This window comes from Bradyrhizobium sp. 482_C4_N1_8, assembly GCF_052075965.1.
GTDB classification, from domain to species: domain Bacteria; phylum Pseudomonadota; class Alphaproteobacteria; order Rhizobiales; family Xanthobacteraceae; genus Bradyrhizobium; species Bradyrhizobium barranii.
In genome coordinates, this window is record NZ_CP197231.1 from 918,773 (window position 1) to 945,428 (window position 26,656).

A 26,656-nucleotide genomic window follows, 5' to 3' on the forward strand; every position below is an offset into this window, starting at 1 on the left:
TCTGCACATATCAACGACAGACCTTCCAAGAGAGGGCTGCGGCATCGCCGCAGCCCTTTTTCGTTGAGCGGGGCACAGGCGGGAAGCGGTTTCCCGATGCCGCAAAACACTTTATGGTGGCCTAACGCCTCTGGCCGTTAACAAGTAGTTTCATGAAATCAAAGGCTTATGGATCTGGCTCAAGGCCGGCCGGCCTTTGGAGGGCAGTTTGACTCGCTATATCTCGACCCGGGGCGAGGCCCCAGAACTCGGCTTCTGCGACGTGATGCTGACTGGGCTTGCCCGTGACGGCGGCCTGTATGTGCCGGTGACGTGGCCGCAGCTCTCGACCGAGGCCATCGCTGGCTTCTTCGGCCGCCCCTATTGGGAGGTCGCGGTCGACGTGATCCGTCCGTTCGCCGGCGGCGAGATTTCGGATGCCGAGCTCGGCCGCATGGCGAACGAGGCCTATGCCACCTTCCGCCATCCGGCGGTGGTGCCGCTGCGCCAGATGACGCCGCATCAATTCGTGCTGGAGCTGTTCCACGGCCCGACGCTCGCCTTCAAGGACGTGGCGATGCAGCTGATCTCGCGGCTGATGGACCACGTGCTCGCCAAGCGCGGCCAGCGCACCACCATCGTGGTCGCGACCTCCGGCGACACCGGTGGCGCCGCGGTCGACGCGTTCGCGGGCCTGGAGAATGTCGATCTCATCGTGCTGTTCCCGCACGGCCGCATCTCCGAAGTGCAGCAGCGGATGATGACGACCACGGGCGCGGCCAACGTCCATGCGCTCGCCATCGAGGGCAATTTCGACGACTGCCAGGCGCTCGTGAAGGGGATGTTCAACAACCATCGCTTCCGCGATGCGACCTCGCTCTCCGGCGTCAACTCCATCAACTGGGCGCGTATCGTCGCCCAGGTGGTCTACTACTTCACCTCCGCCGTCGCCGCCGGCGCGCCGGCACGCACGGTGGATTTCGTCGTGCCGACCGGAAATTTCGGCGACATCTTTGCCGGTTATGTCGCCAAGCGGATGGGGCTGCCGGTGCGCACGCTGCGCATCGCCGCCAACGTCAACGACATCCTGGCGCGCACGCTCAAGACCGGGATCTACGAGGTGCGCGAGGTGCACGCCACCGCGTCGCCATCGATGGACATCCAGATCTCCTCGAATTTCGAGCGGCTGCTGTTCGAGGCCGGCCGGCGCGATGCGGCCGGCGTGCGCCGTCTGATGGACTCGCTGAAGCAGTCGGGGCGCTTCGTGTTGCCTGACGCGATGCTGGCCGCAATCCGTGAAGAATTCGACGCCGGCCGGGCCGACGAGACCGAAACCGCAGCCGCGATCCGCGCCGCCTGGCGCGAGGCGGGTGAGCTGGTCGATCCCCATACCGCGGTCGCACTCGCGGTCGCCGACCGCGACACCACCGACACGACGGTGCCCAGCATCGTGCTCTCCACCGCCCATCCGGCCAAATTCCCCGATGCGGTCGAGGCAGCCTGCGGCCAGCGGCCGCAATTGCCCGCCTGGCTCGACGGTCTCATGACCAAATCCGAACACATGAAGGTGATGAAGAACGATCAGGCCGAGGTCGAGCGGTTCGTGCTGTCCGTAAGCCGGGCCGCAAAACAGGGAGTTGCCGGATGAGTGTCGAGATGTCCAAGCTTGCCTCCGGCCTGACCGTCGTCACCGACGAGATGCCCCATCTCGAGACCGCGGCGCTCGGCGTCTGGGCCGGCGTTGGCGGGCGCGACGAGAAGCCGAACGAGCACGGCATCTCGCATCTGCTCGAGCACATGGCGTTCAAGGGCACGACCAAGCGCTCCTCGCGCGAGATCGTCGAGGAGATCGAGGCGGTCGGCGGCGACCTCAATGCCGGCACCTCGACCGAGACCACGTCCTATTATGCGCGGGTGCTGAAGGCCGACGTGCCGCTCGCGCTCGACGTGCTCGCCGACATCCTTGCCAATCCCGCATTCGAGCCCGACGAGCTCGAGCGCGAGAAGAACGTCATCGTGCAGGAAATCGGTGCCGCGCAGGACACGCCCGACGACGTCGTGTTCGAGCATCTCAACGAGCTCTGCTATCCCGACCAGCCGATGGGCCGCTCGCTGCTCGGCACCGCCAAGACCCTGCGCGCCTTCAACCGCGACATGCTGCGCGGTTATCTGTCGACGCATTATCGCGGCCCCGACATGGTGGTGGCGGCAGCCGGCGCGGTCAATCACAAGCAGGTCGTCGCCGAGGTCGAGAGGCGCTTTGCGAGTTTCGAGGGGACGCCGGGTCCGAAGCCGCAAGCCGCTCAGTTCGGCAAAGGCGGCGCCAAGGTGGTGCATCGCGAGCTCGAGCAGGCGCATCTGACGCTGGCGCTGGAAGGCGTGCCGCAGAGCGATCTGTCGTTGTTCTCGCTCCAGGTCTTCACCAACATCCTCGGCGGCGGGATGTCGTCGCGGCTGTTCCAGGAAGTGCGCGAGAAGCGCGGCCTCTGCTACTCCATCTACTCGTTCCACGCGCCCTATACCGACACGGGCTTCTTCGGCCTGTACACCGGCACCGATCCGGCCGACGCACCGGAGATGATGGAGGTCGTGGTCGACATCATGAATGATTCGGTGGAGACGCTGACCGAGGCCGAGATCGCGCGGGCCAAGGCGCAGATGAAGGCGGGCCTCCTGATGGCGCTGGAGAGCTGCTCGTCCCGCGCCGAGCAGCTGGCCCGGCATGTGCTGGCCTATGGCCGGCCGCAGACGGTCGAGGAGCTGGTGGCCCGGATCGACGCCGTCAGCGTCGAATCGACCCGGGATGCGGCGCGTGCGCTGCTTTCGCGGAGCCGCCCTGCAGTTGTCGCATTGGGCAGTGGCAGGGGTCTGGACACGGCGGTATCTTTTGCGGAAGGATTGACCCGGGCACGTGCCAAGGCGCGGCTGCACTAGGAGCCGCGCACGGGCTGATCTGCCCCGGGAAGCATCACCATGGCCCTGTTTCGCCTGCCATCCAGTGGACCCGCCGCCCTCGCGCCGCGCGGCAACGGCCTGTTGCTGCGCGCGCCGCAGATGTCGGACTTCATACAGTGGGCGCATTTGCGCGAGTCCAGCCGCGACTATCTCACGCCCTGGGAGCCGATCTGGCCGTCGGATGACCTGACCCGGTCCGGCTTCCGCCGCCGCCTGCGGCGCTATTCCGAGGACATCGCCGCGGACCGCTCCTATCCCTTCCTGATCTTCCGTGAGCTCGATGGCGCCATGGTCGGCGGCATCACGCTCGCCAATGTCCGCCGCGGTATCGTCCAAGCCGGCACCATCGGCTACTGGGTCGGCAAGCCTCATGCCCATCGCGGCTACATGACGGCGGCGCTGCGGGTGCTGCTGCCGACGCTGTTCGGCGAGCTCAATCTGCACCGGGTCGAGGCCGCCTGCATCCCAACCAATGCGCCGTCGATCCGGGTGCTGGAGAAGTGCGGCTTCTCCCGCGAGGGCCTGGCGCGCCGCTATCTCTGCATCAACGGGGTCTGGCAGGACCACCTGCTGTTCGGCCTGCTGCACGAGGATTTCCGCGGCTGAGCTGCCGCTCGTGCTGCCAAAGTCTCCTTGTTTGCTGCCTTGGGTTCGCCGATTTTGGCGATATAAACCGCTGGCCGGCCGGCGATCGGCTGGAGGATGGTCATGGAGTATGGGCGTTGATGGTGAAGAAGCTTCGGTCATCGCGGAATGCGTTGCGGCGGGGTACGGGGATCGCGCTGGCGTTGTCGGTTGCGCTCGCCGCCGTCTCGCCGGTGGCGGCCCAGTCGCTCACCGACCGCTTCAAGAGCCTGTTCGGCGGCAAGTCCGACGAGCCGGCCCAGCCCAAGCCGGCGCCCGCGCCCGGCCAGCCGGCGGCCGATGACGACGTCGATTGTCCGCAGGTCACGGTGCGCGCCGGGGCCTCGACCTACGCGGTCGGCGCCGCCGGCAAGCCGGCCGTCGGCAATGAGATCCGCTTCCAGGCCACGATCACCAAGATGGCGCGTGAATGTACCCGGAATGGCGGCGATATCACGGCCCGGATCGGCATCCAGGGCCGTGTCATCGCCGGTCCCGCCGGTGCGCCTGCGACCGTCGAGGTGCCCTTGCGCATTGCCGTGGTGCAGGGCGGCGTCGGCGAGAAGGTGATCGCCTCGAAGGCGTACCGGACCACGGTCGAGATGTCGGAGGGCGGCAGCGTGCCCTTCACCTTCATCGCCGAGGATCTGGCCTATCCCGTGCCCTCGGCCAAGATCGCCGATTCCTACATCTTCTATGTCGGCTTTGACCCGCAGGCGCTCTCGCCCGAGCCGAAGGCAAGGCCGAAGAAGAAATAGGGCAAGATCTCGCGGCAATCTCAACTGTCATTGCCCGCGAAGGCGGGCAATCCAGTATTCCGAGACAGCGAGGCTAGAATCGAGATGCCGCGGCGTACTGGATCACCCGCCTTCGCGGGTGATGACATCCGATGTGTTGCTACAGACATCGTCAAACAAAAAAGCCGGCGCTCGCGCGCCGGCTTTTTGATTGGTGAAAGGCAAAGCCCCTCAGTTCAGCTTCTGCCGAACCTCGTTGATGCCCTTGGCGAGCAGGTCGTCGGCGACCTGGCCCTTGACCGACTGCGACAGGATCGTGGAGGCGGCCTGGACGGCGGCTTCCGCGGCTGCGGCGCGGACATCGGCCACCGCCTGGGCCTCGGCGAGCGCGATCTTGCTCTCCGCGGTCTTGGTGCGGCGGGCGACGAAGTCTTCCATCTTCGCCTTGGCCTCGGTCGCGATGCGCTCGGCTTCGGACTTGGCGTTGGCGATGATGTCCGCAGCCTCGCGCTCGGCCGTGGCACTGCGCGCCTTGTAGTCGGCGAGCACCTTGGCCGCTTCCTGCTTGAGGCGCGTCGCGTCGTCGAGCTCGGCCTTGATGCGGTCGGCGCGGTGGTCGAGCGCAGTCGTCACCTTCTTGAAGACCCCGAGATAGCCGAACAGGACCATCAGGATCACGAAGGCGATGGCGACCCAGGTTTCAGGATCGAAGAACATATCGACTAACCCTTCAAGGACGCGTCAACGGCAGTGCTGACCGAGGCTGCGTCCGGAACGATACCGGTGAGCTGCTGCACGATCTGGCCTGCCGCATCGGCCGCGATGCCGCGGACGTTGCTCATGGCCGTCTTGCGGGTCGAGGCGATGGTCTTTTCCGCCTCGGCGAGCTTGACCGCCAGTTGCTCTTCAAGCGCCTTGCGCTCGGCTTCCGCCTGCGCATTCGCCTTGTCGCGGGATTCGTTGCCGATCGCCTGCGCGCGCGAACGTGCCGAAGCAAGCTCACCCTCATAGGCCTTCAGCGCCGCGTCGGACTGGTCCTTCAGCTTCTGCGCTTCGGCGAGGTCACCCTCGATCTTGTTTTGACGTGCCTCGATCGCACCGCCGACGCGCGGCAGAGCGAGCTTGGACACGATCACGTAAAGCGCGACGAAGAAGATCGCGAGCGACACCAGCTGTGAAGCGTAGTTGCTGCTCTCGAACGGCGGAAAACCGCCACCGTGACCGCCTTCGGACTCGGTGTGGGCGCCCGCCGCCGGACTTTTCGCCCCGCCATGACTCTCAGCCATGGATTACTCCTGTTGCCGTCATGCGCGCCGCTTCGGTCGAAGCGGCGCGAAACATCGTCCTCAGAGCGGAACGAACAGCAGCAGCAGCGCGATCAGCAGCGAGAAAATGCCAAGCGCTTCGGTCACGGCGAAGCCGAAGATCAGGTTGCCGAACTGGCCCTGAGCGGCCGACGGATTGCGAACGGCTGCGGCAAGGTAGTTGCCGAAGATCACGCCCACGCCGACGCCCGCGCCGCCCATGCCGATGCATGCGATGCCCGCGCCGATAAGTTTTGCTGCTGCCGGATCCATTTTAGACTCCTTGGAAGAAAGATTGGGTTGTGGGTGGAAATTCCCCGGACCGCTCAGTGTCCCGGATGAATGGCGTCGTTCAGGTAGATGCAGGTCAGGATCGCAAACACATAGGCCTGCAGGAACGCGACCAGAATCTCGAGAGCGTACAGCGCGACCGTGAGCGCCAGCGGCAGCACGCCGCCGACCCAGCCGAGCGCGCCGAGCGAGAAGCCGAGCATGGCGACGAAGCCCGCGAAAACCTTGAGCGCGATGTGGCCGGCCAGCATGTTGGCGAACAGACGGACGCTGTGGGAGACCGGCCGCAGGAAGAACGACAGGATCTCGATGAACATCACCAGCGGCAGGATGTAGCCGGGGACGCCGTGAGGCACGAAGATCGAGAAGAATTTCAGGCCGTTCTTGGCGACGCCGTAGATCAGCACGGTGAAGAAGACCAAAAGCGCGAGCGCGGCGGTCACGATCAGATGGCTCGAGATCGTGAAGGTATAGGGGATGATGCCGACCAGGTTCGAGACGCAGATGAACATGAACAGCGAGAAGATCAGCGGGAAGAACTTCATGCCTTCCGCGCCGGCCGTCGAACGGATGGTCGAGGCGACGAATTCGTAGGAGATCTCGGCGACCGACTGGAGGCGCCCGGGAACCAGCTGCGTGCCACTGGCAAGCATCAGGAACGAGATGATCGCCACCGCCACCAGCATGTAGAGCGACGAATTGGTGAAGGCGATCGTGTGATTGCCGATATGGCCGATCGTGAAGAGAGGCTCGATGTTGAACTGGTGGATCGGATCGATTTTCATCAGCGCGGCATCTCTTGGTCTGCCGGGCAATGCCGGCGGGTCTCGGTCTGCCGGCCGGGCCGGCCCGTACCGGCATGGCCGGCACGATCATTCCTCTGTTGGTGCGGATCGCTTAAGAATCACCGCGCCTGTTTTGACCCGCGCCTGCCGTTCTCACCACATTCACCACGCCGGCCACGAAGCCCAGCAGCAGGAACACGATAAATCCGAAAGGCGACGTCGACAGCAAGCGGTCGAAACCCCAGCCAATCCCCGCTCCGACAACGACCCCGGCGACCAACTCGGAGGATAACCGGAAACCAAGCGCCATCGCCGAAGCTCTGGCCGCTCTGTCTTCACCGTCACCTGCGGGTTGCTCGGTCTTGATTCGTCGGTCCCGGAATTCGGACAACCGCTGATCAAGATTTCCGAGCCGTTCGGAAAGCGCAGCTTCCTCGGACGATCTATCGCGATCCCCATTCTCGCCGTGTCCCGTGCCCTGTGTCATGCAACGAAGACCCGAAACGCCGCGGCTGAATGGAAATTACGCCCACCACCCTCAAAAGCCGCGCGGACCATACTGATGGCCCATAATCAAGTCAAGCCAAGTCACGATTGCGTCGCGTTCTATTATGTATCTGATTTACTTGATGATATTGGCACGCACGGCAACGCTGCACACAGCGTGACGCCGCACCGCAGCAGCTCTCTTCATGATCGGCGAATGCGACCACCATTTCGTCCTGCCGGCGGGATCAAAGGGATTGCCGCGATCGTTGATATCGGTGGCGCGTTTTGGGCGGCAGATCGCCTCGCCGGGGTGTAGAATTGAAGAGAAGCCACAGAAGCGCCATGGCGGAGAGCGCGATGAGACCAGCAAATTCATCCACAGCATCATGGCTTGCAGCGGCGGTATTCGCCGCGATGATGACCATCGGCGGCGGCCTCGTTGCCGCACAGTCCGCGCCCGACAGCGAAAACGGCCGCTACAGCATGACGCCCATCCCCGAAGGAGTGCTGCGGCTCGACACCCGCACCGGCACGGTATCGACCTGCACCAAGAACGGCGCGGGCTGGGCCTGTTACGCGGTGCCCGACGAACGCACCGCGCTCGACGCCGAGATCGGCCGGCTCCAGGCCGAAGTCGAGAAGCTGAAGGGGCAGATCGCGGCGGGGCCGACCGTGTCGGGCAAGATCGACGAGGCGATGCCGAAATCCGATCCGCTCAAGAAGGACCCGAAGGTCGCCGAGGGGGACCGCAAGATCGAGATTCCGCTGCCCAGCGACCAGGATGTCGATCGGGTGATGTCGTTCCTGGAAAAGGCCTGGCGCCGGCTGATCGACATGGCCAACCGCGTGCAGAAGGACGTCTCGGGGAAGATCTAGCGCATGACGAGATGCCGTAGGGTGGGCAAAGGTGCGAAGCGCCGTGCCCACCACCTTGACCTCGTTGCGTCGATTGGTGGGCACGCTTCGCTTTGCCCACCCTACGGTGGCATTCCGAGTTGAGAGATCTTTCATGACATCAGGCAAATCCGTCACGCGCTCGGCGCCATCGTCGGTGCAAGTCACCACCGTCGCATCGTCACTGCTGACCGTGCAGACGCCCGGCCGCGGCTTCACCGATCTCACCAGCGAAGCCGCGAAGTTCATCAATGAGGTTCAGGCGCGCGATGGCGCGCTGACGCTGTTCATCCGGCACACCTCGGCGTCGCTGACGATCCAGGAGAACGCCGATCCGTCCGTGCTCGTCGATCTCACCACGGCACTGTCGCGGCTCGCGCCTGAGAACGCCGGCTGGACCCACTACACCGAGGGACCGGACGACATGCCGGCGCACGTCAAGACCATGCTGACGCAGACCTCGCTTCAGGTCCCGGTCCTGAACGGCAAAGTCGCGCTCGGCACCTGGCAGGCGATCTACCTGATCGAGCATCGCAAGCGCCCGCACCGGCGCGAGGTCGTGCTGCAATTCATCGGTAGCAATCAGTAGGCCCCAAAACAAAACCGGCCGCGGAGACCGCGGCCGGTTCGTATTGTCGGTCGCTGCTGTCGATCAGGTCGCCTTGATGTCGACGTCCTTGGTCTCGGGCAGGAAGAAGAAGCCGATCACGACGGTAATCGATGCGAAGATGACCGGATACCAGAGACCCGCATAGATATCGCCGGTCGAGGCCACGATCGCGAACGCGGTCGCTGGCAGCAGGCCGCCGAACCAGCCGTTACCAATATGGTAGGGCAGCGACATCGAGGTGTAGCGAATGCGGGTCGGGAACAGTTCGACCAGCATCGCGGCGATCGGGCCGTACACCATGGTGACGAAGATCACCAGGATGAACAGCAGCCCGACGGTCGCGGCCACCTGCGGACGGAAGATGTCGAACGGATGCGACATCTTCACGATGCCCGCATCGCCCGGCTTCGGATAGCCGGCTGCCTGCACTGCGGCGAGCAGCGCGGGATTGCCGTCCTTGGCGTTGGCGTAGGCGATGTCCTTGCCGTTGACCACCACCTTCACGCCGGAGCCGGCCGGGCCGGAAGAGGTCGAGTACTTGACCGACGCGCCCGACAGGTAGGCGCGTGCGGTGTCGCAGGGCGCGCTGAAGACGCGGGTGCCGACCGGGTTGAACAGGTCGCCGCAACCCGCGGGATCCGCCACCACGTCGACCTTGACCGACTCGATCGCCTTTTCCAGCGCCGGGTTGGCGTTGGTGGTGATCATCTTGAAGATCGGGAAGAAGGTCAGCGCCGCGATCAGACAGCCGCCGAGGATAATCGGCTTGCGGCCGATCTTGTCGGAGAGCACGCCGAACACGATGAAGAAGCCGGTGCCGAGCAGCAGCGACCAGGCGATCAGCAGGTTGGCGGTATAGCCGTCGACCTTCAGGATCGATTGCAGGAAGAACAGCGCGTAGAACTGGCCGGTGTACCAGACCACGCCCTGGCCCATCACGCCGCCGAGCAGCGCGAGCAGAACGAGCTTGCCGTTCTGCCAGTTGCCGAAGGCTTCCGTCAGCGGCGCCTTCGAGCTCTTCCCCTCGTCCTTCATCTTCTGGAAGATCGGGGATTCGCTGAGGCGGAGCCGGATCCAGACCGAGATGCCGAGCAGCAGCACCGAGACCAGGAACGGGATGCGCCAGCCCCAGGCCGCGAAATCGGCTTCGCCGATCGCGCTGCGGGTGAACAGGATCACCAGCAGGGACAGGAACAGGCCGAGCGTGGCCGTCGTCTGAATGAACGAGGTGTAATAGCCGCGCTTGCCGTTCGGCGCGTGCTCCGCGACATAGGTCGCCGCACCGCCATATTCACCGCCGAGCGCCAGGCCCTGGGCGAGGCGCAGCGCGATCAGGATGATCGGGGCCGCGATGCCGATGGTCGCCGCATTGGGCAGCAGGCCGACGATGAAGGTCGACAGACCCATGATCAGGATGGTGACGAGGAAGGTGTATTTGCGGCCGACGATGTCGCCGACGCGCCCGAACACGATGGCGCCGAACGGACGGACGAGGAAGCCCGCGGCGAAGGCCAGCAGCGCGAAGATGTCGCGGGTTGCCGGCGGATAGGCCGAGAAGAACTGCGCGCCGATGATGCCGGCCAGCGAACCGTAGAGGTAGAAGTCGTACCACTCGAAGACGGTACCGAGCGAGGAGGCGAGAATGACGAACCGTTCGTCCTTCGTCATTCCTCCCGCGCCCGCTTGAGACACAGCCATTGTCGACATGTTGAGTCGCTCCCCGAAATGCGTTTCCTCGCGCCCCGGATACCCGGTCATGCCGGATCAACCCAGGTCTTGGCTCCAAGGTAACATCGGCGTGAAACCCGCCCCAATACGACTTTCGGCCTTGCGCACTGACGCGCACCTGACGCCGCGGACCTTTCAATCCGGCACGATCGTGCTCGACCATGGGTTAACCCCGTTCCCGCAAAGGGATAATGCCCACTTGCATGCCACGGCCGGTCGGGAAAGAATTGACCAAGGCCCCGGGCCGGCCTACTGGCCCGGTGTGAATGCCAGCAAGAGAACGATGAGCGCTCCTTCGACCCATCTTGTCATTGCCGATGACCATCCCCTGTTCCGCGACGCGTTGCGGCAAGCGGTGGCGGGCGTCCTGACCTCGGCCAGGATCGACGAGGCGGGATCGTTCGAGGATCTCACCAAGCTGCTGGAACAGACATCCGACGTCGATCTGGTCCTGCTCGACCTCTCGATGCCCGGGATCTCCGGCTTTTCCGGGCTGATCTATCTGCGCGCGCAGTACCCGGCCATCCCGGTGGTGATCGTCTCGGCCTCCGACGACAGCGCCACGATTCGCCGCTCGCTCGATTTCGGCGCCTCCGGCTTCATCCCGAAGCGATTCGGCGTCGAGACCTTGCGCGACGCGATCCTCAAGGTGATGGAGGGGGACGTCTGGGTTCCCACCGACACCGATCTATCGGCCGCCGCCGATCCCGACATGACGCGCCTGCGCGACCGCCTGGTGACGCTGACGCCGCAACAGGTCCGGGTCTTGATGATGCTGTCGGAAGGGCTGCTCAACAAGCAGATCGCCTACGAGCTCGGCGTCTCCGAAGCCACCATCAAGGCGCATGTCTCGGCGATCCTGCAAAAGCTCGGCGTCGAGAGCCGCACCCAGGCGGTAATTGCCGCGGCGAAGATCGCCGGCGGGCAGTGGAAGCAGGGCACCCCGACGGGATCGTAAACCGCGATCGGGTCAGTCGCCTTTTTCGCGCGTCGGCTTGGGCAGGATATCCGGCTGTACCGATTCCAAAATGCTCTTGACGTCGCCGTGCCTTGCAAGGGCGTCGAAGACGTCGGGTACGTCGGTCGACACCGAAAACGACTTGGCCAAGCGAAACACCTTGCCGAGCTTGATCGCATTGGCCGGCAGATCGAGGCTAGCGCTCATGTCAGTGACGATTTCCCTTGCCTTCTCCGGCAGGTCGCTCGCGGCAACGTCATCGTTCAGGAACACCTGAACTGACGAAGGCTGGCCGGGCTTGGTGGCTTGGCGCAATCGATTGACGACAGCCTTACCTTCCCATTCGGGCGAAGGCTTTGTCTTGTCGGTCATGGCCGGCTCCTGTGCGGGAATCCCTGGCGGCCTGGCCAATATAGCGCTTATTGCGGCCGGCTTTTAGCTGGCCGCAACAAGAATTGCCGTGGAGTCAGGCGGGACGGCGCTTCGAAGGGCTCTTCTTGCGCGCGGGGCGCCGCGATGCGGCAACCTTCGGCCGGCGTGCCATCTTCTTGGCGACGCTGCGCGGTGGATGCGACGACGAGCGCCCCCTCGCAGAGCGCTTTTTCGCGGGCGTGCGCCGCCGGGGCGCGACGCTCACCTGCGCGGCGGGGAGCTGCGACCCGGTCAGGAGCTCGTAGGCCCTGACGGCATCGGGCACCCCATGGTTCGCGCGGGCCTCTTCCATCGCCTCGGGGCGCGCGCAGGATCCGATGATGGCGGCTTCGAGCTGGTCCGCCGTTGCAGTCGGCCTCGCTTGCAGCAGAAGGGCTGCAAGACCCGCGACGTGGGGCGTCGCCATCGACGTCCCATTCATGGTCTCGTACTTTTTGCCGGGAACGCAGGACGTGATCGCGACCCCCGGTGCGACGATCGCCGGGCACAATGGGCTGATCGCGCGATTGAAGCTCTGGCTGCTGGAGAAATCAGGCACGACGTCGTGCACGTCGATCGCGCCGATCGACAACACGTTCGCGTAATTGCCCGGCGAGCGGCTGGTCCGGGGGCCCTCATTGCCGGACGCAATGACCGGCAGAACGTTGGCGGCGCGCAAGGCATCGATCACACTCTGGAATGCCGGCGTGAAGCCGCGTAGTCCGAGCGACATGCTCAGGACTCGGGCGCCTTCGCCGATCACCCAGTCCATGCCGGCCAGGATGCGTTCGATCACCTGCCCGCGCTCGATCACCATCGCGCTCGCGAGCTGGGCATCCGGTGCGACGCCGAAGCGACCCTTGCTGACCGGCCGGCCGACGATCGTGCCCGCGGTGTGAGTGCCGTGTACGCCGCTGTCGCGGGCCGGTGCGTTCGGAACCTGATCTCCCGCCAGGTCGAACTCGGCAAACTTCTTGATGGCTCCGGCCAATGCCGGATGCTTGCCGTCGACGCCGGTATCGAGGTGACCAACCACCACGCCTTGGCCGGTGAAACCCGCCTGCCAAAGGCGTTCCACGTTCAAGCGCTTGATGCCCCAGGTCGGACCGACCCCGGTCTTGATTGGACGGGCTTCGACCGGTTTGATCAGGCTGATCTCCGGAGCCTTGTCGACCTTGCCCACTTGCGGATCAGCCTGGAGCGAAACGAGGCCGCTGGCATCCACGCTGCCGACTGCGAGTCCAAGGTTGGGGTAGATGCGCACGCGGCGCTCGGCCAGGCTCTCCGCTCCTCTGATTTGGCGGCCGGCGGAGCGCGTTGCCGCCGCCACGAGACTCTGTGTCTGGGCAGTGTCCGGCGCGATGAAATGATCCTGCATCGCGATCTCGGACGTGGCGGCGGCCGACGCCCTGTCCTTCATTGTGACAATCACTTTGACATAGCCAATCGCGGCCAGTGTATCCTCGAGGCTGGACCCTGCCATTGTCGTGGCTCCGGATGATTGAAATGGACGTGCTAAAGGCAATCAACTGAATAGGTTCAACATGCGATAAAATGCTCGCAGTGGTTGATGCTAGTTCATTTCCCGGGAGTTGCAACGAGAGAGGATGTCGCAGGGACACGCGGCGCGACCCTCGAACATTGAGATACCGTTTCGGCCGGCGCCTGGCCGCCGGTGCGCTTCCTAGAGAGTCTCCAACAACTTGCTGGCGATCCCGATATCCGAGGTCCGTGACCCGTCGGAGAAACCTCCGAGCGCCGATCGAAGCAACCTCTTCGCGTCCGCGCGCTGGCCGCGCCCGGCGATCAATTTCGCGAGATCGATCGCCGCTCGCAACTCCCAGGCTTTCGCATCGGTGCGGCGGCTCAGGTCAAGCGATTGCCTGAAGTGGTTCTCAGCCTCATCGGTGGCCGGCTCCGGCAGTGTCAGCGACACATTACCCTTCATGCGCAACAGCTCGGGCATGTAGAGATGATCGCCGCCTTGCTCGACGAGGCCGATCGCGTCGTCGATCAGGCGCGCACTCCGCTCGATCTGCCCGAGCGCCAACAAGCCATGCACGAGCGCGATGTTGAACGTCGTGGTGAGCAGCTCGTAGCCGGCGTCGTGGAGCTCGCGCAGACAGGCCCGTATCGTCTCGACGCCGCCAGCGGCGTCGCCGCGCCGGATCGCCAGCTCGCCTTTGACGCCGCGGCCGACCGCGAGATAAGGGCCCATCGAGCGCGTTTCGGCATGTGCGATGAAGCGGTCGAGGTTCTCTTCCGCGCCGTCGAGATCCCCGCTCCAGAGATCGATCGAGACCGCCCAGATCAGTGCGATGCAGAGCGTGATCGGATGGTCCATCTGCGCGGCCTCGGTGACCGTCTGCTGCGCCAGTTGCCGCGCATCCGCCGGCCGGCCCTGCAACCAAAGCTCGCGCGCGAGCGAGATGCCGGCCCGGTTGCGGTGATCGAAGCCGTGGACAGTGCTGATCCGCTCCGTACCCGGCCCGTGCCAGGCGGCCTCCAGCATGCTCAGGGCGTCGCGATGCTCGCCGGCCAGATGCAAGGAGACACCCAGCAGCGAATGGGCGAGGGCGATGGAGGCGGCGTCGCCGAGCGTCTCGGCGACCGTGAGGCTCTGCTGCGCATAACCGAGCGCGGCGTCGAACTGTCCCATCCGCTCGTGGAAGATGTGCATGCGGCCGAGCAGCTGGAGCTGGTTCGCCGCGTCGCCGCGAGCCTCGGCGATCGCCAGGCTCCTGCTCAGGGCGCCACGCGCAGCTTCGCTGCCGCCACGCGTGAACATCAAGGTCAATCCGAGGGCGGCCTGGATGTGCATTTCCTCAGCGCTGCCGCGCGAGGACGGATCGATCGCAAGCAGCGCCCGTTCCGACCAGCGCCGGCATTCGATCAGCAGCGACATCGCGAGAAAGATCGGAGCCGCCGCGGCGGCGAGCGCAATGCCGATGCCGACATCGCCGTCCGTGCCGAAGCACCAGTCCAGCGCGGCGCGCACGTTGTGAAGCGCGGAGAAATGGATCGCGCGTTCGTCGGCGCTCGGCACCGTCGCCCATGTCGTGCCGGCCTGCTCCAGCCATCGCCGGTAGTGGGTTGCGTGGCGGGCGGCAAGCGCGGTCTCGTTCGGCTCGATCTCGAGCAGATAGGCGCGCGTCGTGTCGAGCAGACGGTAGCGCATCATGGCGCCGACCGGTCGCGGCGCGACCATCGACTTGGCGACCAGGCTGTCGATGGCATCGAACAGGCGCGAGCGGTCGACGCGCTCGTCCGGCACGATTTCGAGCGCGGCGTCGATGGTGAAGTGACCGGCGAAGACGGCAAGCCGGCGCAGCACGAGGCGCTCGGTGTCGGACAGGAGCCCGTAGCTCCAGTCCAGCGTCGCTTGCAACGTCTTCTGCCGCGGCGGCGCGGTGCGCTGGCCCTGCCAGAGCAGATTGAGGCGTTCGTCGAGCAGTGCGGCCGTCTGCTCCAGTCCGTAGGCCTCGATCCGGCCGGCGGCGAGCTCGATCGCCAGCGCCATGCCGTCGAGCTTGCGGCAGATCCCTGCGACGATCGCGGCATTGACGTCATCGAGCGCGATCTGCGCGCCGCCGGCCATGGCACGTTCGAGGAAGAGCTGAAGCGCGGGATAGGTCTGCGCGGCAGCCGCGGTCAGCCCGGGATTGTCAGGCGGAACGGCGAGCGGCGCCAACCGGTAGACCTGCTCGCCCTCGACACGCAGGGCCTCGCGGCTCGTGGCGAGGATATGGACATGGGGTGCGGCGTGAAAGATTTCGGCTGCCAGCGGCGCCGCGGCGGCGATGACATGCTCGCAATTATCCAGGATCAGCAGCATCCGCTTGTCGCCGAGATGCGCGAGCAGTGCCGGCAGCGGATCGTCGGTCTGCGCCGGCAAGCCCAGCATCAGCAGGATCGAGGTGATCACGAGATCGGGATCGCTGAGCGCGGCGAGGTCGACGAAATGCGCGGCATCGGAGAAAGTCTCGAGCAGGTCGTGCGCGATCGCCACCGCAACGGCGGTCTTGCCGACGCCGCCCGGGCCGACGATCGTGACGAAGTGCGAGCCGATGAGCTTGTCGGAGACGGCGGCGACCGCATCGTCGCGCCCGACCATCCGTTGCAGCCGGTTCGGCAGCTTGACGGGCGGTAATTCCGTTCGCTGCGCGGGACGCCGCTCTGCCGCGATTTCCGCCTTGGAGATCGGCGCCACGAAGCAATAGCCGCGGCCAGAGAGCGTGGTGATGTAGCGGGCGCCGTCCTTGCCGTCGCCGAGCGCCTTGCGCAGGGCTGCGACGTGAAAGCGCAGATTGGCTTCCTCGACGGTCAGGCCGGGCCACACCAGCGCCATCAGGTCCCATTTGCTGACGACCTCGTTCGGCCGCGACATCAGCGCGATCAGCGTGTCGAAGGCCTTCGCGCCGAGCGGCAGCGCGACGCCGTCGCGCATCACGAGCCTTTCATGCGATGTCACGGTGAATGGCCCGAACGATTGGGTTCCCGTTGCGGTGCCGGCCGGCTCGGTCATGGCGAAATGTTGTCCTTTCAAACGGACCGGATAGCCAGATGATCGCAATCGGGCAAGGCCGCACCTGCATCGGCATCAGACCGCTGATGCAGGCCTCGTGGCGGGGCTGCGCGCCGGGGCCTCACAACTTCTCACAAGTCCAAACGGGTGTCCTGCCGCGGCCGCTGCTAGTCAGTTTCCCGACGGCAAGGAGACCTTCATGACGCAGGCGGCAAAACTGCTCTACACGGCCAGCACCCACACCAGCGGCGGACGACACGACGGCATATCGCGCAGTTCCGACGGCCGCCTCGACGTCAAGCTGTCGCCGCCGGGCGGCACTGGCATCGGCACCAATCCCGAGCAATTGTTCGCGGCCGGCTGGTCGGCCTGCTTCGAAGGCGCGATGGAGATCGCGGCGCGCAAGCGCAAGATCGAGCTTCCCCGGAAATGCGCGATCGATGCGGAGATCGATCTCGTGCTCGACGAGGGCGCCTATTCGCTCAGCGCACGCCTCAACGTCAGCCTGCCGGGCCTCGATCGCGAGATCGCGCGCGGCATCGTCGATGAGGCGCACCAGACCTGCCCCTATTCCAAGGCCGTCCGCGGCAATATCGACGTCACGGTCGCGCTGATCTGACGGACATCACCAACCATCCACAAGGTAGCACCACCATGAAACAGATCATCGACCAGCACCGCCGCAAATTTTTCGGCGTCGCCGCGGGAACCGTCGCCGTCGGTTTCGGCGTGATCGACCTCGCCCGTGCCGAAACGGACGCGCCGAAGTCGTCCGCATCGAATGCGTCGTTCGGTCCGATCAAGCAGATCGACGCCGGCGTCCTCAATGTCGGCTATGCGGAAGCAGGTCCCTCGAACGGCCCCGTGGCGATCCTGCTGCACGGCTGGCCTTACGACATTCACGCGTTCGTCGATGTCGCGCCGATCCTGGCAAAGGCCGGCTATCGCGTGATCATCCCTTACTTGCGCGGTTATGGCACCACGCACTTCCTCTCCAGCGAGACGCTGCGCAACGGCGAGCCCGCCGCCATGGCCGTCGACATCATCGCGCTGATGGACAAGCTCGACATCAAGAAGGCTGTTATCGCCGGCTTCGACTGGGGCGCGCGCACCGCCGATATCATCGCTGCGTTGTGGCCGGATCGCTGCCGCGCGCTGGTGTCGGTCAGCGGCTATCTGATCTCCAGCCAGGCCGCGGGCAACGCGCCGCTGCCGCCGTCGGCCGAGCTGCAATGGTGGTACCAGTTCTATTTCGCGACCGAGCGCGGCCGCGCCGGATACGAGAAGTACACGCATGATTTCGCAAAACTGATCTGGAAGCTCGCCTCGCCGCAATGGAAGTTCGATGACACGACCTTTAACCGGAGCGCGGCGGCGCTGGACAACAAGGATCATGTCGCCATCACGATCCACAATTACCGCTGGCGGCTCGGGCTCGCCCAGGGCGAAGCCAAATACGAGGAGCTCGAGAAGAAGCTCGCCGCAGCTCCGGTGATCAGCGTCCCGACGATCACGATGGAGGGCGACGCCAACGGTGCGCCGCATCCCGACCCCAGCGCCTATGCCAAGAGGTTCTCAGGCCGGTACGACTTCCGCCTGATCACCGGCGGCATCGGCCACAATCTGCCGCAGGAAGCGCCGCAAGCCTTCGCCAAGGCCGTCATCGACGCCGACGGCGCCTGAGCGTTCATTCGATGCCTCGGTCCAGCGCGGCTGGACCGAGGCTATGCCGCGATCCCAGCATGAAGGAACGTCATGACGTCCATCAAACCCGACAAGAAAAAGCGCTCTTATGCGACGGCTATCACGCTTGCCGCGCTCCTTCTCGTCGTTCTCCTGACTTGCGTGCCCTATCTGGTCTCGATTGCCCTTGCCGAGGGGCCGACACAAGGCAACACGGCAGACGCTTCCCCGATCTTCGGCGTCACGATTCCTGCGGGTTACAAGCAGTGGGAGCTGATTGCGCCGGCCGAAGAGGCGGCACCGCTCGACGAGCTTCGCGCCGTTGTCGGCAACCAGACCGCGATCGATGCTTATCAGGCCGGAAAACTTCCGTTCCCGGATGGCACCATTCTGGTCAAGCGCGCCTGGAAACGGAAACAGTCGCCGGAATTCGCATCCGCAACGATCCCCGGCGCGGCCACCACGGTGCAGGTGATGGTCAAGGATTCCAGGAAATATGCGTCCACCGGCGGTTGGGGCTTTGGCCGTTTCATCAATGGCAAGCCGGTCGACGAGGCACAGCACCGCACCTGCTTCGGCTGTCACGACGCCCGCGCCAAGAGCCACGATTACGTTTTCACCCGGCTTGCGCCTTGAGCGGTCAGGAGCCCACCGTGTCAAAGATCTGGTTCATCAGCGGCAGCTCGCGCGGGCTCGGACGCGCCATCACGGAAGCCGCGCTTGCGGCGGGCGACCGGGTGGTTGCCACTGCCAGGAATCTCGGTCCGCTCGAACCGCTGCGGGAACGCTTTGAGGAAAGACTGCGGCTCGCAACGCTCGACGTGACTGACGAGGCGGCCGCGCAAGGGGCCATCGGCCTCGCCGTGGAGGCGTTCGGCGGCGTCGATGTGGTCGTGAACAATGCCGGCTATGGCGATCTCGGATCGGTCGAGGACACGAGCCTGGCCTCGTTCCGTCAGCAGATCGAGGTCAATCTGCTCGGCACCATCATCGTCACCAAGGCGGCGATTCCCGTGCTGCGCCGGCAGCGCCGCGGGCATATCGTGCAATTCTCATCCGTCGGCGGACGGATCGGAGCTCCCGCACGCGCGGCCTATTCGGCCGCGAAATGGGGCATCGAGGGCTTTTCGGAATCGCTGGCGCGCGAGATGGCGTTGATCGGCGTGCACGTGACGATCGTCGAACCCGGCGGCTTCCGTACGGGCTTTGCGCAGTCAGCGCATGCGACCGGCGAAGGGCGTGCGGAGTACGATGCCGTCGTTGGCGCGGCCGTCAGGATGCAGCGCGATTATGATGGCCGCCAGCCGGGCGATCCGGCGAAAGCCGCCGCCGCCGTGCTGGAGCTGGTCGACATGGACAGCCCACCGCTGCGGATCGCGCTCGGCAGCGACGCCGTGAACGCCATCGCTGCGACGGACCGGCAACGGCTCGACGAGCTCGAGAGGTGGCGCGCGCTCAGCGTCTCGACCGACTACTGACCGCGTCTTACTCCGCCGCCACCATCTGCTGCGTGCGCCACTGTCCCAGCAGGGCGCGGAGCGAGGCCGGCTTCACCGGCTTGTTGAGCACCGCGACATTTTCCTCGCGCGCGGCGACCTGCACTGCGGGGCTGCGGTCGGCGGTGATCAGGATCGCAGGGATGCCGTCGCCGAAGCGGCGGCGGATGTCGCGGATGGCGGCAATGCCGTTGCCGCGGTCGAGGTGATAATCGACCAGCAGGCCGGTGACGCGGCGTCCCGCGCCTTCGATCGCGGCGATCGCGCCCTCGGGGTCGGCGACCGCGATGACCTCGGCGTCCCAGGCCTTGAGCAGCGTGCGCATGCCGTCGAGGATCGCTGCGTCGTTCTCGATGCAGACGATGAGGGCGCCCGAGATCGGCCTCCGCGCCAGCGGCGTCGCGCTGGTGACGGCAGCGGTGTGGGTGATCGCCTTGGCTGTCGGCACCGTCACGGAGAAGACCGAGCCGCCGCTCTTGTTGCCGTCGATGGCGATGCCGTGCTTGAGCACGCGTGCAAGACGCTCGACGATCGAGAGGCCGAGTCCAAGGCCGCGGGCGATCCGCGCGCCCTGTTCGAGGCGGTGGAATTCCTTGAAGATCTCGCCGCGCTTGACCGGCGGGATGCCGACGCCGGTGTCGTAGACGCAGATTTTCAGCGAAGGGCCCTGGCGGCGGCAGCCGACCAGCACGCGTCCGCGCGGGGTGTATTTGATCGCGTTGGAGATCAGGTTCTGGAGCAGGCGCCGCAGCAACAGCCGATCGGACTCGACCGGCAGCGAGCAGGGCACGAAGGCGAGCTCGAGGTTCTTGGCGCGTGCGATCGGCGCAAACTCGATCTCCAGCGAGCGCATCAAATCGGCCATCTTGAAGCTCGAGATCGAGGTCGTCATCGCGCCGGCGTCCAGCCGCGATATGTCGAGCAGTGCGCCGAGGATCTCCTCGATCGCCTGGAGCGATTCGTCGATGTTCTCGACCAGCCGCGTCTCCTCGCCGTTGTGCTGGCGCTCGACCAGGCTGGTGACATAGAGCCGCGCCGCGTTCAGCGGCTGGAGGATGTCGTGGCTGGCTGCCGCCAGGAAGCGCGTCTTGGAGATGCTGGCGTCCTCGGCCGCGCTCTTGGCCAGCGCCAGCTCGGAATTCAGCCGGGTCAGCTCCTCGGTGCGGTCGCGCACCCGCTTTTCGAGCGTCGCGTTGGCGCGCTCCAGCGCTTCGGCGGCCTCGAACGTGGGGGTGACATCGGTGAAGGTGATGACGAAGCCGCCGCCGGGCATGCGGTTGGTCAAGATCTCGATCACCATGTGGCGGTCGGGCAGGCGCTCGAGATAAGGCTCGCTGTCGGTGGTGTAAGCCGCGAGCCGCCGCTCCAGCATGGCTTCGCGCTCGACCGGATTGTCCGGCTCGCTCACACCCATGAATTCCAGGATTTCACGCAATGGCGTGCCGAACTGGATGAAATGCGGCGGCACGTTCAGGAGATCGCCGAACTGCCGGTTGGAGCAGATCAGCTGCAGATCGGCGTCGAACACGGCGATGCCCTGGCGGACATGGTTGAGCGCGGTCTGGAGGATCTCGCGATTGAAATGCAGCGCCGCGTGGGAATCGTCGAGCAGTTTCAGCGCCGCTTTCGCCGAGACCGTCCGCTTGCGCAGCAGCAGCGACATCACGAGCCGCGAGGAGGCCGCGCCGATCGAAGAGGCGATCAGGTGCTCGGCGTGCTGCAGCAGCTCGAAATCGGCGGGCGCACCGGATTCCAGGCGCGCATTGCGCCGCACCGAAAATGCCTCGAAGGAGTGCCGGGCGCGGTCGGGCCCGAGATATTGCGCGACCGTGGTCTGGATGTCCTGCACCGTGACGGTGGTGCGCCAGCGGCGGAAGTTCGGGGAGATCGGCGCGAGCGTGTTGGGTACGAACAGATCGGCTTGCACCAGCTCGATCGAGGACGGCCGCCGCGCCAGCGACAGCAGCACATAGGTCAGGATGTTGAGCGACAGCGACCAGATTACGCCGTGCATCAGCGGCGGCAGGTCGGCGCCGAACAGCGCCTGCGGCCGCAGTGCCTCGATGCCGAACGGGCCGTGCTGGAGCAGCAGGATGCCCGCCGTCGAGGAATCCATGAAGCTCGGGATGAACAGGGTGTAGAGCCACACCGCGAAGCCGACCAGCATGCCGCCGATGGCGCCGCGCGCGGTGGCGCGCCGCCACAACAGCCCGCCGAAGAAGCTCGGCGCGAGCTGGGCGATGGCGGCAAAGGAGAGCAGGCCGATCGCCGCAAGCTGGGTGTTGCCGAGCGCGCGGTAGTAGAAATAGGCCATCACCATGATGGCGAAGATCGCAAGCCGGCGCGAGCGCAGCAGGAAGTCGCTGAAATCGGCGCCGCCGGTGCGCCCCTCCGGCCGCCGCTGCAGCACCAGGGGCACCACGAGGTCGTTCGAGACCATGATGGAGAGCGCGACGCATTCGACGATCACCATCGCGGTCGCCGCCGACAGCCCCCCGACGAAGACGGCGACGCTGAGAAGTCCCGCGCCGCCCTCCATCGGCAGCGCCAGCACATACATGTCCGGTTCGACCGCGCCGAACGGAAAGGTGACGAGGCCGGCGAGCGCGATCGGGATCACGAACAAATTGATGGCGACGAGATAGAACGGGAACAGCCAGCGCGCGCGGCTGACCTCGGCATCCGAGGAGTTTTCGACCACGCTGACGTGGAACTGGCGGGGCAGCAGCATGATCGCGCAGAGCGACAGCAGCGTCATGGTGAGGAAGTTGCCGATCGACGGCGAATAGTTGATGGCGCGCACCGCCTCCGGCGTCCTCATCGCGCGCTCGATCAATTCGTGTGGCGAGAACATCCAGAAGGTGACGAAGATGCCGGCGGCGAGGAAGGCGATCAGCTTGATGATGGATTCGGTTGCGACCGCCAGCATCAGGCCGTGCTGATGCTCGGTGGCGTCGGTCTGCCGCGTGCCGAACAGCACGGCGAAGGCGGCCATCGCCAGCGTCACCATCAGCGCCATGTCGCCGAGGATCGGGATGTGGGAGAACGCCTGGTCCTCGCTCAGGATCGTTTCGAGCGAGGAGGCGACCGCCTTGAGCTGGAGCGCGATGTAGGGCACCGAGCCGATGATCGCGATCAGCGCCACCGTTGCCGCCACCGCCTGGCTCTTGCCGTAGCGCGCGCCGATGAAGTCGGCGATCGAGGTGATGTTGTGCGCCTTCGCGAGCTGGATCACGCGGCGCAGGACGCCCGCGCCGAGCCCGATCATCAGGATCGGGCCGACATAGATGGCGAGGAAGTCGGTCGAGGCGCGGGTGGCGAAGCCGACCGAGCCGAAGAAGGTCCAGGAGGTGCAATAGATCGCGAGCGACAGCGGATAGATCAGCCCGGACGCGCGGCCGCGCCCGGCCGGCGAGCGGCGGTCGCCGTGGCTCGCCACCAGGAACAGGAAGCCGATATAGCCGAAGGCGGCAGCGATCACGCCCCAGTCGTGCAGCATGGCGAGCGCGCTTCTCCCTGGGCGCGAGGGCGCCCGTACTCATTTTCCCTGCAAATCTAGCGCGTTGGGCGGGCGCAAGCGACAGCGAAATGCCCTACCGGGGCGGGAATTGGGGTTGTCGTTAAGGTGCGGGCGAACGCGGATCCCGCTTACCCTCCCCTGGAGGGGGAGGGTCGATCGCGCGCAGCGCGAGCGGGGTGGGGTGATCTTTCCACACGAGCAGCGTCAGAGGTGGAGAGACTGTCACCCCACCCCGTCTCCCATTTCGCTGCGCTCAATGTGAGCCGACCCTCCCCCTCCAGGGGAGGGTGGAGAAACGCCTACTCCGCCGCCAGCGACTTTTGCTTGAGCGGCAGACCGAGGCGGTCCCACACCTGCAGGAGCGCTTCGGCGAGCTGATCGATCAAGCCGTCGTCGTGATAGGGCGAGGGCGTGATGCGCAGGCGTTCGGTGCCCTTGGCCACCGTCGGATAGTTGATCGGCTGAATGTAGATGCCGTGCTGTTCCAGCAGCAGGTCGGATGCCTGTTTGCACTTCTCGGCATCGCCGATGAACAGCGGCACGATATGGGTGTCGCTCGACATCACAGGCAGGCCGGCGGCGTTGAGGATCGCCTTGACGCGGGCGGCGCGGTCCTGGTGGCGCTCGCGCTCCCAGTTCGAGGTCTTCAGATGCTTGATCGCGGCGGTCGCGGCCGAGCAGATCGCCGGCGGCAGCGCGGTGGTGAAGATGAAGCCCGGCGCGTAGGAGCGCACGGCGTCGATGATCTGGCCGTTGGCGGCGATATAGCCGCCGAGGCAGCCGAACGCCTTGGCCAGCGTACCTTCGAGAATGTCGATGCGATGCATGACGCCGTCACGCTCGGCGATGCCGCCGCCGCGCGGGCCGTACATGCCGACGGCATGGACCTCGTCGACATAGGTCATCGCGCCATATTTCTCGGCGAGATCGCAGATCTTGGCGAGCGGGGCGACGTCGCCGTCCATCGAATAGAGGCTTTCGCAGGCGATCAGCTTCGGCCGGTTCGGACCTGCGGCCTTCAACTTCTCTTCGAGGTCGGCGAGGTCGTTGTGGCGGAACACGACGCGCTCGCAGCCGGACTGGCGGATGCCCTCGATCATCGAATTGTGGTTGAGCTCGTCCGACAGGATCAGGCAGTTCGGAATGAGCTTCGCGATGGTCGCGATGCCGGTCTGGTTCGAGACATAGCCCGAGGTGAACAGCAGCGACGCTTCCTTGCCGTGGAGATCGGCGAGCTCGGCCTCGAGCTGCACCAGCGGATGATGGGTGCCGGCGATGTTGCGGGTGCCGCCTGCGCCGGTGCCGACGCGGGTCGCGGTTTCGACCATGGCGCCGACCACCTTCGGGTGCTGGCCCATGCCGAGATAATCGTTGGAGCACCAGATCACGACGTCGCGTTTGCCCTTCGGCGAGTGCCAGAGCGCATGCGGGAACCGGCCGGCGATGCGTTCGAGATCGGCGAACACGCGGTAGCGCCGCTCGGTGTGGAGACGATCGAGGGCGGTATTGAAGAACTGGGCGTAATCCATCGGCAAAACCTAAGACGGAACTGACCAAAAAGGGCGCATCTTCTTAGAGCTTTTCCAGCTCTAGAGTCTATGCGCTATCCCACATTTGGGCATGGGGAGCATTTGGGCAAAATGCCCTATCGTGCGATTTGAAACTTGATCCCGATCAAGTTCGCGCGAGAGGCAATGTTGCTTTGCACCATTGGCGGCGGTGCGGGTCTACCCGGCCTTGGCCTTCCTGCGCGGCTCGCTCCGCGCGTCCTTGACGGCGGCCACCGGCTTTAACCAATCCGAATTGCGCAAGGCATGCGCCACACAATCATGGATGTGGGTGTGCAGCACCTTGTTCGCGCCCTTGGCGTCGCGCTTCAGCGCCAGCTCTTTCAGCTCGCGATGCTCGGAAGCCGCCATCTCGCCGCGGAACACCACGGCGATCATCTGGTAGCGCAGATAGCGGTCATAGACCGCGGCATGCGCATCGAGCAGCACCTTCGAGCCGCAGGCCGCGACGAGCGCGCGATGAAACTGGAAATCGCACTGTTTCCAGCTCTCCGCATCGGATCGCTCGCCTGACAGTAGCAACCGCTCCATCGCCGCGAGCTTGTGATGCGCCGAGACGATGTGCGCTTCCCAGTCGAGATCGCCGGCCGCGAACGACTTCTCGATCATGTGGCTCTCGAGCAGCTCGCGCAGCTCCGCGATCTCCTGGAATTCGGTCGCCGAGATCGGCGCGACCTCGAAGCCGCGCTGGCCTTCGGCGACGACAAAACCTTCCGAGCACAGCCGGTTCAGCGTCTCGCGCAGCGTCGAGATGCTGGTGCCATAGGCGCCGCTCATCCGCTCGAGCTTCAGCTTCTGCCCCGGCGTCAGCTTGCCGAAGATCAGGTCGGTGCGGATGCGGCGATAGGCGCTGTCGCCCACCGTCTCGGCGGTCGTGTCGGGAAGGGTGTCCATGCCTCATCCTAGCGCTTTGGACTTGCGTTTTGCCAAATTTCGTAACTTTATCAAGCGTTTCTTGTAACATCATATAAAATCAAAAATATAGGTTGATTTATAATTCGTCATATAAGACGTTCCCGCCCCTAAGAACGAGATCAACAGGGGAGGGGGCGATGCCCGTTCGGTTCAAAGGTCTGGCTTTGGTGGCGGCGATCGGCGCGGTCGCCTTGGGCACGATGGGGCCGGCCTCGGCGCAGGCCATTCAGGAGCGCACCATCCGCTGGGGGCACCTCAACAACACCGACCATCCCGTCAGCAAAGGCGTGCAGAAATTCGCCGAGATCGTCGCGGCCAAGAGCGGCGGCAAGCTCAGGGTGCGCGAATATCCGGCCAACCAGCTGGGGAGCGAGATGCAGCAGCAATCGGCGCTGCGCGCCGGCACCCAGGAGATGCAGTCGCCGGCGACGACGTCGCTGGTCGGCATCGTCAAGGATTACGGCCTGATCGATTTCCCCTTCATCGTCTCGACGCCGCAGCAGGCCGACGCCCTGCTCGATGGTCCGCTCGGCGCGGCGCTGCTGGCAAAGCTGCCCGAGAAGGGGCTGGTTGGTCTCGCTTATTGGGATCTCGGCTTCCGCAACGTCACCAACAGCAAGCGTGCCATCACCAAGGGCGAGGACCTCGGCGGCATCAAGATCCGTGTGATCCCGAACCCGGTCTATCTGGAGACCTTCAAGGCCTTCAACGCCAACCCGGTGCCGATGAGTTTCTCGGAGCTCTACAGCGCGCTGGAGACGGGCACCGTCGACGGCCAGGAGAACCCGTTCTCCGTGATCCTGTCGAACAAGTTCTTCGAGGTGCAGAAATATCTCAGCGTCACCAATCATACCTATTCGACCAATATCATCCTGATCAGCAAGAAATTCTGGGACGGTCTTTCGCCCGACGAGCAGAAGATTTTGCAGGACGCGGCGATCGAGGCACGCGACTACCAGCGCAAGGTCAGCCGCGAGCAGGCCGCTGCCGCGATCGACGAGCTCAAGGCCAAGGGCATGGCCGTCAACGAGATCGCACCCGCCGAGCTCGATCGCATGCGCGAGAAGACCAAGCCGATCGCGGAAAAATTCTCGGCCGACTACGACCCCGCCATCGTCAAGCTGTTCAACAGTGAACTCGACCGCGTGCACGCGCTGAAGCCGTAAGCCGACGCGCAGCAGGAC

At 65.1% G+C, this 26,656-nt stretch carries 25 protein-coding genes; 13 read left to right on the forward strand and 12 right to left on the reverse strand.

The features are described from left to right. Nucleotides 1-208 precede the first annotated feature (208 nt). From thrC to AB7Z56_RS04315, 4 genes are all read left to right on the forward strand, one after another. A complete protein-coding gene (gene thrC / locus AB7Z56_RS04300) occupies nucleotides 209-1,627 on the forward strand; it encodes a threonine synthase (RefSeq protein WP_014498502.1) in 1,419 nt (472 codons plus the stop codon). Next, on the forward strand, nucleotides 1,624-2,913 hold the full coding sequence (locus AB7Z56_RS04305; RefSeq protein WP_063980771.1) for a M16 family metallopeptidase: 1,290 nt from the start codon (nucleotides 1,624-1,626) through the stop codon (nucleotides 2,911-2,913). The genes thrC and AB7Z56_RS04305 overlap by 4 nt, the downstream gene beginning before the upstream one ends. A 39-nt stretch (nucleotides 2,914-2,952) precedes the next feature. Beyond that, nucleotides 2,953-3,540 carry a GNAT family N-acetyltransferase gene (locus tag AB7Z56_RS04310; RefSeq protein WP_014498500.1) on the forward strand — a complete coding sequence of 196 codons (588 nt, stop codon included), beginning with the start codon at nucleotides 2,953-2,955 and terminating at the stop codon, nucleotides 3,538-3,540. A gap of 119 nt (nucleotides 3,541-3,659) precedes the next feature. Then, nucleotides 3,660-4,316 carry a hypothetical protein gene (locus tag AB7Z56_RS04315; protein WP_063980773.1) on the forward strand — a complete coding sequence of 219 codons (657 nt, stop codon included), beginning with the start codon at nucleotides 3,660-3,662 and terminating at the stop codon, nucleotides 4,314-4,316. A gap of 210 nt (nucleotides 4,317-4,526) precedes the next feature. Here the strand turns inward: AB7Z56_RS04315 and AB7Z56_RS04320 are convergent, their stop codons facing one another. From AB7Z56_RS04320 to AB7Z56_RS04340, 5 genes are all read right to left on the reverse strand, one after another. Then, nucleotides 4,527-5,012, reverse strand: a complete 486-nt coding sequence (locus AB7Z56_RS04320; protein WP_085402617.1) for a F0F1 ATP synthase subunit B family protein — start codon at nucleotides 5,010-5,012, stop codon at nucleotides 4,527-4,529. Nucleotides 5,013-5,017: 5 nt separating this feature from the next. Continuing rightward, complete coding sequence (locus AB7Z56_RS04325; RefSeq protein ID WP_063980775.1) at nucleotides 5,018-5,581, reverse strand: F0F1 ATP synthase subunit B family protein; 564 nt, start codon at nucleotides 5,579-5,581, stop codon at nucleotides 5,018-5,020. A 60-nt stretch (nucleotides 5,582-5,641) separates the two neighbouring features. After that, nucleotides 5,642-5,872, reverse strand: a complete 231-nt coding sequence (locus tag AB7Z56_RS04330) for a F0F1 ATP synthase subunit C (protein WP_007599451.1) — start codon at nucleotides 5,870-5,872, stop codon at nucleotides 5,642-5,644. A 53-nt stretch (nucleotides 5,873-5,925) separates the two neighbouring features. Beyond that, on the reverse strand, nucleotides 5,926-6,675 hold the full coding sequence (locus tag AB7Z56_RS04335) for a F0F1 ATP synthase subunit A (protein WP_063980776.1): 750 nt from the start codon (nucleotides 6,673-6,675) through the stop codon (nucleotides 5,926-5,928). A 112-nt stretch (nucleotides 6,676-6,787) separates the two neighbouring features. Continuing rightward, the gene (locus AB7Z56_RS04340) at nucleotides 6,788-7,162 is read right to left on the reverse strand and encodes an AtpZ/AtpI family protein (RefSeq protein ID WP_063980777.1); all 375 of its coding nucleotides are present in this window, start codon (nucleotides 7,160-7,162) and stop codon (nucleotides 6,788-6,790) included. Between the two features lie 75 nt (nucleotides 7,163-7,237). Here AB7Z56_RS04340 and AB7Z56_RS04345 point away from each other — a divergent pair, with 75 nt between their 5' ends. From AB7Z56_RS04345 to AB7Z56_RS04355, 3 genes are all read left to right on the forward strand, one after another. Next, entirely contained in the window at nucleotides 7,238-7,480 is a 243-nt protein-coding gene (locus AB7Z56_RS04345; protein WP_166076733.1) for a hypothetical protein, read from the forward strand. A 41-nt stretch (nucleotides 7,481-7,521) separates the two neighbouring features. Continuing rightward, nucleotides 7,522-8,040 carry a hypothetical protein gene (locus AB7Z56_RS04350; protein WP_063986051.1) on the forward strand — a complete coding sequence of 173 codons (519 nt, stop codon included), beginning with the start codon at nucleotides 7,522-7,524 and terminating at the stop codon, nucleotides 8,038-8,040. A 133-nt stretch (nucleotides 8,041-8,173) separates the two neighbouring features. Next, nucleotides 8,174-8,647, forward strand: a complete 474-nt coding sequence (locus tag AB7Z56_RS04355) for a secondary thiamine-phosphate synthase enzyme YjbQ (protein WP_063980778.1) — start codon at nucleotides 8,174-8,176, stop codon at nucleotides 8,645-8,647. Nucleotides 8,648-8,710: 63 nt separating this feature from the next. Here the strand turns inward: AB7Z56_RS04355 and AB7Z56_RS04360 are convergent, their stop codons facing one another. Then, nucleotides 8,711-10,336 carry an MFS transporter gene (locus tag AB7Z56_RS04360; RefSeq protein ID WP_175627402.1) on the reverse strand — a complete coding sequence of 542 codons (1,626 nt, stop codon included), beginning with the start codon at nucleotides 10,334-10,336 and terminating at the stop codon, nucleotides 8,711-8,713. Nucleotides 10,337-10,679: 343 nt separating this feature from the next. On the opposite strand from AB7Z56_RS04360, the gene AB7Z56_RS04365 reads away from it, so the two are divergent. After that, nucleotides 10,680-11,354, forward strand: coding sequence for a response regulator (locus AB7Z56_RS04365; RefSeq protein WP_014498490.1), 675 nt, complete (start codon nucleotides 10,680-10,682; stop codon nucleotides 11,352-11,354). Nucleotides 11,355-11,366: 12 nt separating this feature from the next. Here the strand turns inward: AB7Z56_RS04365 and AB7Z56_RS04370 are convergent, their stop codons facing one another. From AB7Z56_RS04370 to AB7Z56_RS04380, 3 genes are all read right to left on the reverse strand, one after another. Next, the gene (locus AB7Z56_RS04370; RefSeq protein WP_028148705.1) at nucleotides 11,367-11,726 is read right to left on the reverse strand and encodes a hypothetical protein; all 360 of its coding nucleotides are present in this window, start codon (nucleotides 11,724-11,726) and stop codon (nucleotides 11,367-11,369) included. Between the two features lie 94 nt (nucleotides 11,727-11,820). Further along, a complete protein-coding gene (locus AB7Z56_RS04375; RefSeq protein ID WP_245328527.1) occupies nucleotides 11,821-12,948 on the reverse strand; it encodes a S8 family peptidase in 1,128 nt (375 codons plus the stop codon). 501 nt (nucleotides 12,949-13,449) lie between these two features. Then, the gene (locus AB7Z56_RS04380) at nucleotides 13,450-16,290 is read right to left on the reverse strand and encodes an ATP-binding protein (RefSeq protein ID WP_063980780.1); all 2,841 of its coding nucleotides are present in this window, start codon (nucleotides 16,288-16,290) and stop codon (nucleotides 13,450-13,452) included. 199 nt (nucleotides 16,291-16,489) lie between these two features. Between AB7Z56_RS04380 and AB7Z56_RS04385 the strand changes: the two genes are divergently transcribed. From AB7Z56_RS04385 to AB7Z56_RS04400, 4 genes are all read left to right on the forward strand, one after another. Continuing rightward, nucleotides 16,490-16,909, forward strand: a complete 420-nt coding sequence (locus tag AB7Z56_RS04385) for an organic hydroperoxide resistance protein (protein ID WP_063980781.1) — start codon at nucleotides 16,490-16,492, stop codon at nucleotides 16,907-16,909. 35 nt (nucleotides 16,910-16,944) lie between these two features. Beyond that, nucleotides 16,945-17,973 (forward strand): alpha/beta fold hydrolase, encoded by a 1,029-nt coding sequence (locus AB7Z56_RS04390; protein ID WP_063980782.1) that lies wholly within the window; start codon nucleotides 16,945-16,947, stop codon nucleotides 17,971-17,973. A 72-nt stretch (nucleotides 17,974-18,045) separates the two neighbouring features. Continuing rightward, nucleotides 18,046-18,609: a cytochrome P460 family protein gene (locus AB7Z56_RS04395; protein WP_063980783.1), complete on the forward strand. Its 564-nt coding sequence runs from the start codon at nucleotides 18,046-18,048 to the stop codon at nucleotides 18,607-18,609. Between the two features lie 17 nt (nucleotides 18,610-18,626). Beyond that, complete coding sequence (locus AB7Z56_RS04400; protein ID WP_063986053.1) at nucleotides 18,627-19,451, forward strand: SDR family NAD(P)-dependent oxidoreductase; 825 nt, start codon at nucleotides 18,627-18,629, stop codon at nucleotides 19,449-19,451. A 7-nt stretch (nucleotides 19,452-19,458) separates the two neighbouring features. Here AB7Z56_RS04400 and AB7Z56_RS04405 read toward each other — a convergent pair whose 3' ends face one another. The 3 genes from AB7Z56_RS04405 to AB7Z56_RS04415 all read right to left on the reverse strand — a co-directional run bounded on the left by AB7Z56_RS04405 (nucleotide 19,459) and on the right by AB7Z56_RS04415 (nucleotide 25,451). Further along, complete coding sequence (locus AB7Z56_RS04405; RefSeq protein ID WP_441256168.1) at nucleotides 19,459-22,968, reverse strand: PAS domain-containing hybrid sensor histidine kinase/response regulator; 3,510 nt, start codon at nucleotides 22,966-22,968, stop codon at nucleotides 19,459-19,461. A 320-nt stretch (nucleotides 22,969-23,288) separates the two neighbouring features. After that, the gene (hemA, locus tag AB7Z56_RS04410) at nucleotides 23,289-24,518 is read right to left on the reverse strand and encodes a 5-aminolevulinate synthase (RefSeq protein ID WP_028148697.1); all 1,230 of its coding nucleotides are present in this window, start codon (nucleotides 24,516-24,518) and stop codon (nucleotides 23,289-23,291) included. Between the two features lie 198 nt (nucleotides 24,519-24,716). Beyond that, a complete protein-coding gene (locus tag AB7Z56_RS04415) occupies nucleotides 24,717-25,451 on the reverse strand; it encodes a GntR family transcriptional regulator (protein WP_063980784.1) in 735 nt (244 codons plus the stop codon). Nucleotides 25,452-25,609: 158 nt separating this feature from the next. Here AB7Z56_RS04415 and AB7Z56_RS04420 point away from each other — a divergent pair, with 158 nt between their 5' ends. Continuing rightward, complete coding sequence (locus AB7Z56_RS04420; RefSeq protein ID WP_063980785.1) at nucleotides 25,610-26,638, forward strand: TRAP transporter substrate-binding protein; 1,029 nt, start codon at nucleotides 25,610-25,612, stop codon at nucleotides 26,636-26,638. The last annotated feature ends 18 nt before the right edge of the window (nucleotides 26,639-26,656 follow it).

Coding starts and splice junctions, on each gene's coding strand:
- AB7Z56_RS04305 (WP_063980771.1), top strand. CDS start 1,624: ATGAGTGTCGAGATGTCCAAGCTTGCCTCCGGCCTGACCGTCGTCACC.
- AB7Z56_RS04310 (WP_014498500.1), top strand. CDS start 2,953: ATGGCCCTGTTTCGCCTGCCATCCAGTGGACCCGCCGCCCTCGCGCCG.
- AB7Z56_RS04315 (WP_063980773.1), top strand. CDS start 3,660: ATGGTGAAGAAGCTTCGGTCATCGCGGAATGCGTTGCGGCGGGGTACG.
- AB7Z56_RS04320 (WP_085402617.1), bottom strand. CDS start 5,012: ATGTTCTTCGATCCTGAAACCTGGGTCGCCATCGCCTTCGTGATCCTG.
- AB7Z56_RS04325 (WP_063980775.1), bottom strand. CDS start 5,581: ATGGCTGAGAGTCATGGCGGGGCGAAAAGTCCGGCGGCGGGCGCCCAC.
- AB7Z56_RS04330 (WP_007599451.1), bottom strand. CDS start 5,872: ATGGATCCGGCAGCAGCAAAACTTATCGGCGCGGGCATCGCATGCATC.
- AB7Z56_RS04335 (WP_063980776.1), bottom strand. CDS start 6,675: ATGAAAATCGATCCGATCCACCAGTTCAACATCGAGCCTCTCTTCACG.
- AB7Z56_RS04340 (WP_063980777.1), bottom strand. CDS start 7,162: ATGACACAGGGCACGGGACACGGCGAGAATGGGGATCGCGATAGATCG.
- AB7Z56_RS04345 (WP_166076733.1), top strand. CDS start 7,238: ATGGCCCATAATCAAGTCAAGCCAAGTCACGATTGCGTCGCGTTCTAT.
- AB7Z56_RS04350 (WP_063986051.1), top strand. CDS start 7,522: ATGAGACCAGCAAATTCATCCACAGCATCATGGCTTGCAGCGGCGGTA.
- AB7Z56_RS04355 (WP_063980778.1), top strand. CDS start 8,174: ATGACATCAGGCAAATCCGTCACGCGCTCGGCGCCATCGTCGGTGCAA.
- AB7Z56_RS04360 (WP_175627402.1), bottom strand. CDS start 10,336: ATGACGAAGGACGAACGGTTCGTCATTCTCGCCTCCTCGCTCGGTACC.
- AB7Z56_RS04365 (WP_014498490.1), top strand. CDS start 10,680: ATGAGCGCTCCTTCGACCCATCTTGTCATTGCCGATGACCATCCCCTG.
- AB7Z56_RS04370 (WP_028148705.1), bottom strand. CDS start 11,726: ATGACCGACAAGACAAAGCCTTCGCCCGAATGGGAAGGTAAGGCTGTC.
- AB7Z56_RS04380 (WP_063980780.1), bottom strand. CDS start 16,290: ATGACCGAGCCGGCCGGCACCGCAACGGGAACCCAATCGTTCGGGCCA.
- AB7Z56_RS04385 (WP_063980781.1), top strand. CDS start 16,490: ATGACGCAGGCGGCAAAACTGCTCTACACGGCCAGCACCCACACCAGC.
- AB7Z56_RS04390 (WP_063980782.1), top strand. CDS start 16,945: ATGAAACAGATCATCGACCAGCACCGCCGCAAATTTTTCGGCGTCGCC.
- AB7Z56_RS04395 (WP_063980783.1), top strand. CDS start 18,046: ATGACGTCCATCAAACCCGACAAGAAAAAGCGCTCTTATGCGACGGCT.
- AB7Z56_RS04405 (WP_441256168.1), bottom strand. CDS start 22,968: ATGCTGCACGACTGGGGCGTGATCGCTGCCGCCTTCGGCTATATCGGC.
- hemA (WP_028148697.1), bottom strand. CDS start 24,518: ATGGATTACGCCCAGTTCTTCAATACCGCCCTCGATCGTCTCCACACC.
- AB7Z56_RS04415 (WP_063980784.1), bottom strand. CDS start 25,451: ATGGACACCCTTCCCGACACGACCGCCGAGACGGTGGGCGACAGCGCC.
- AB7Z56_RS04420 (WP_063980785.1), top strand. CDS start 25,610: ATGCCCGTTCGGTTCAAAGGTCTGGCTTTGGTGGCGGCGATCGGCGCG.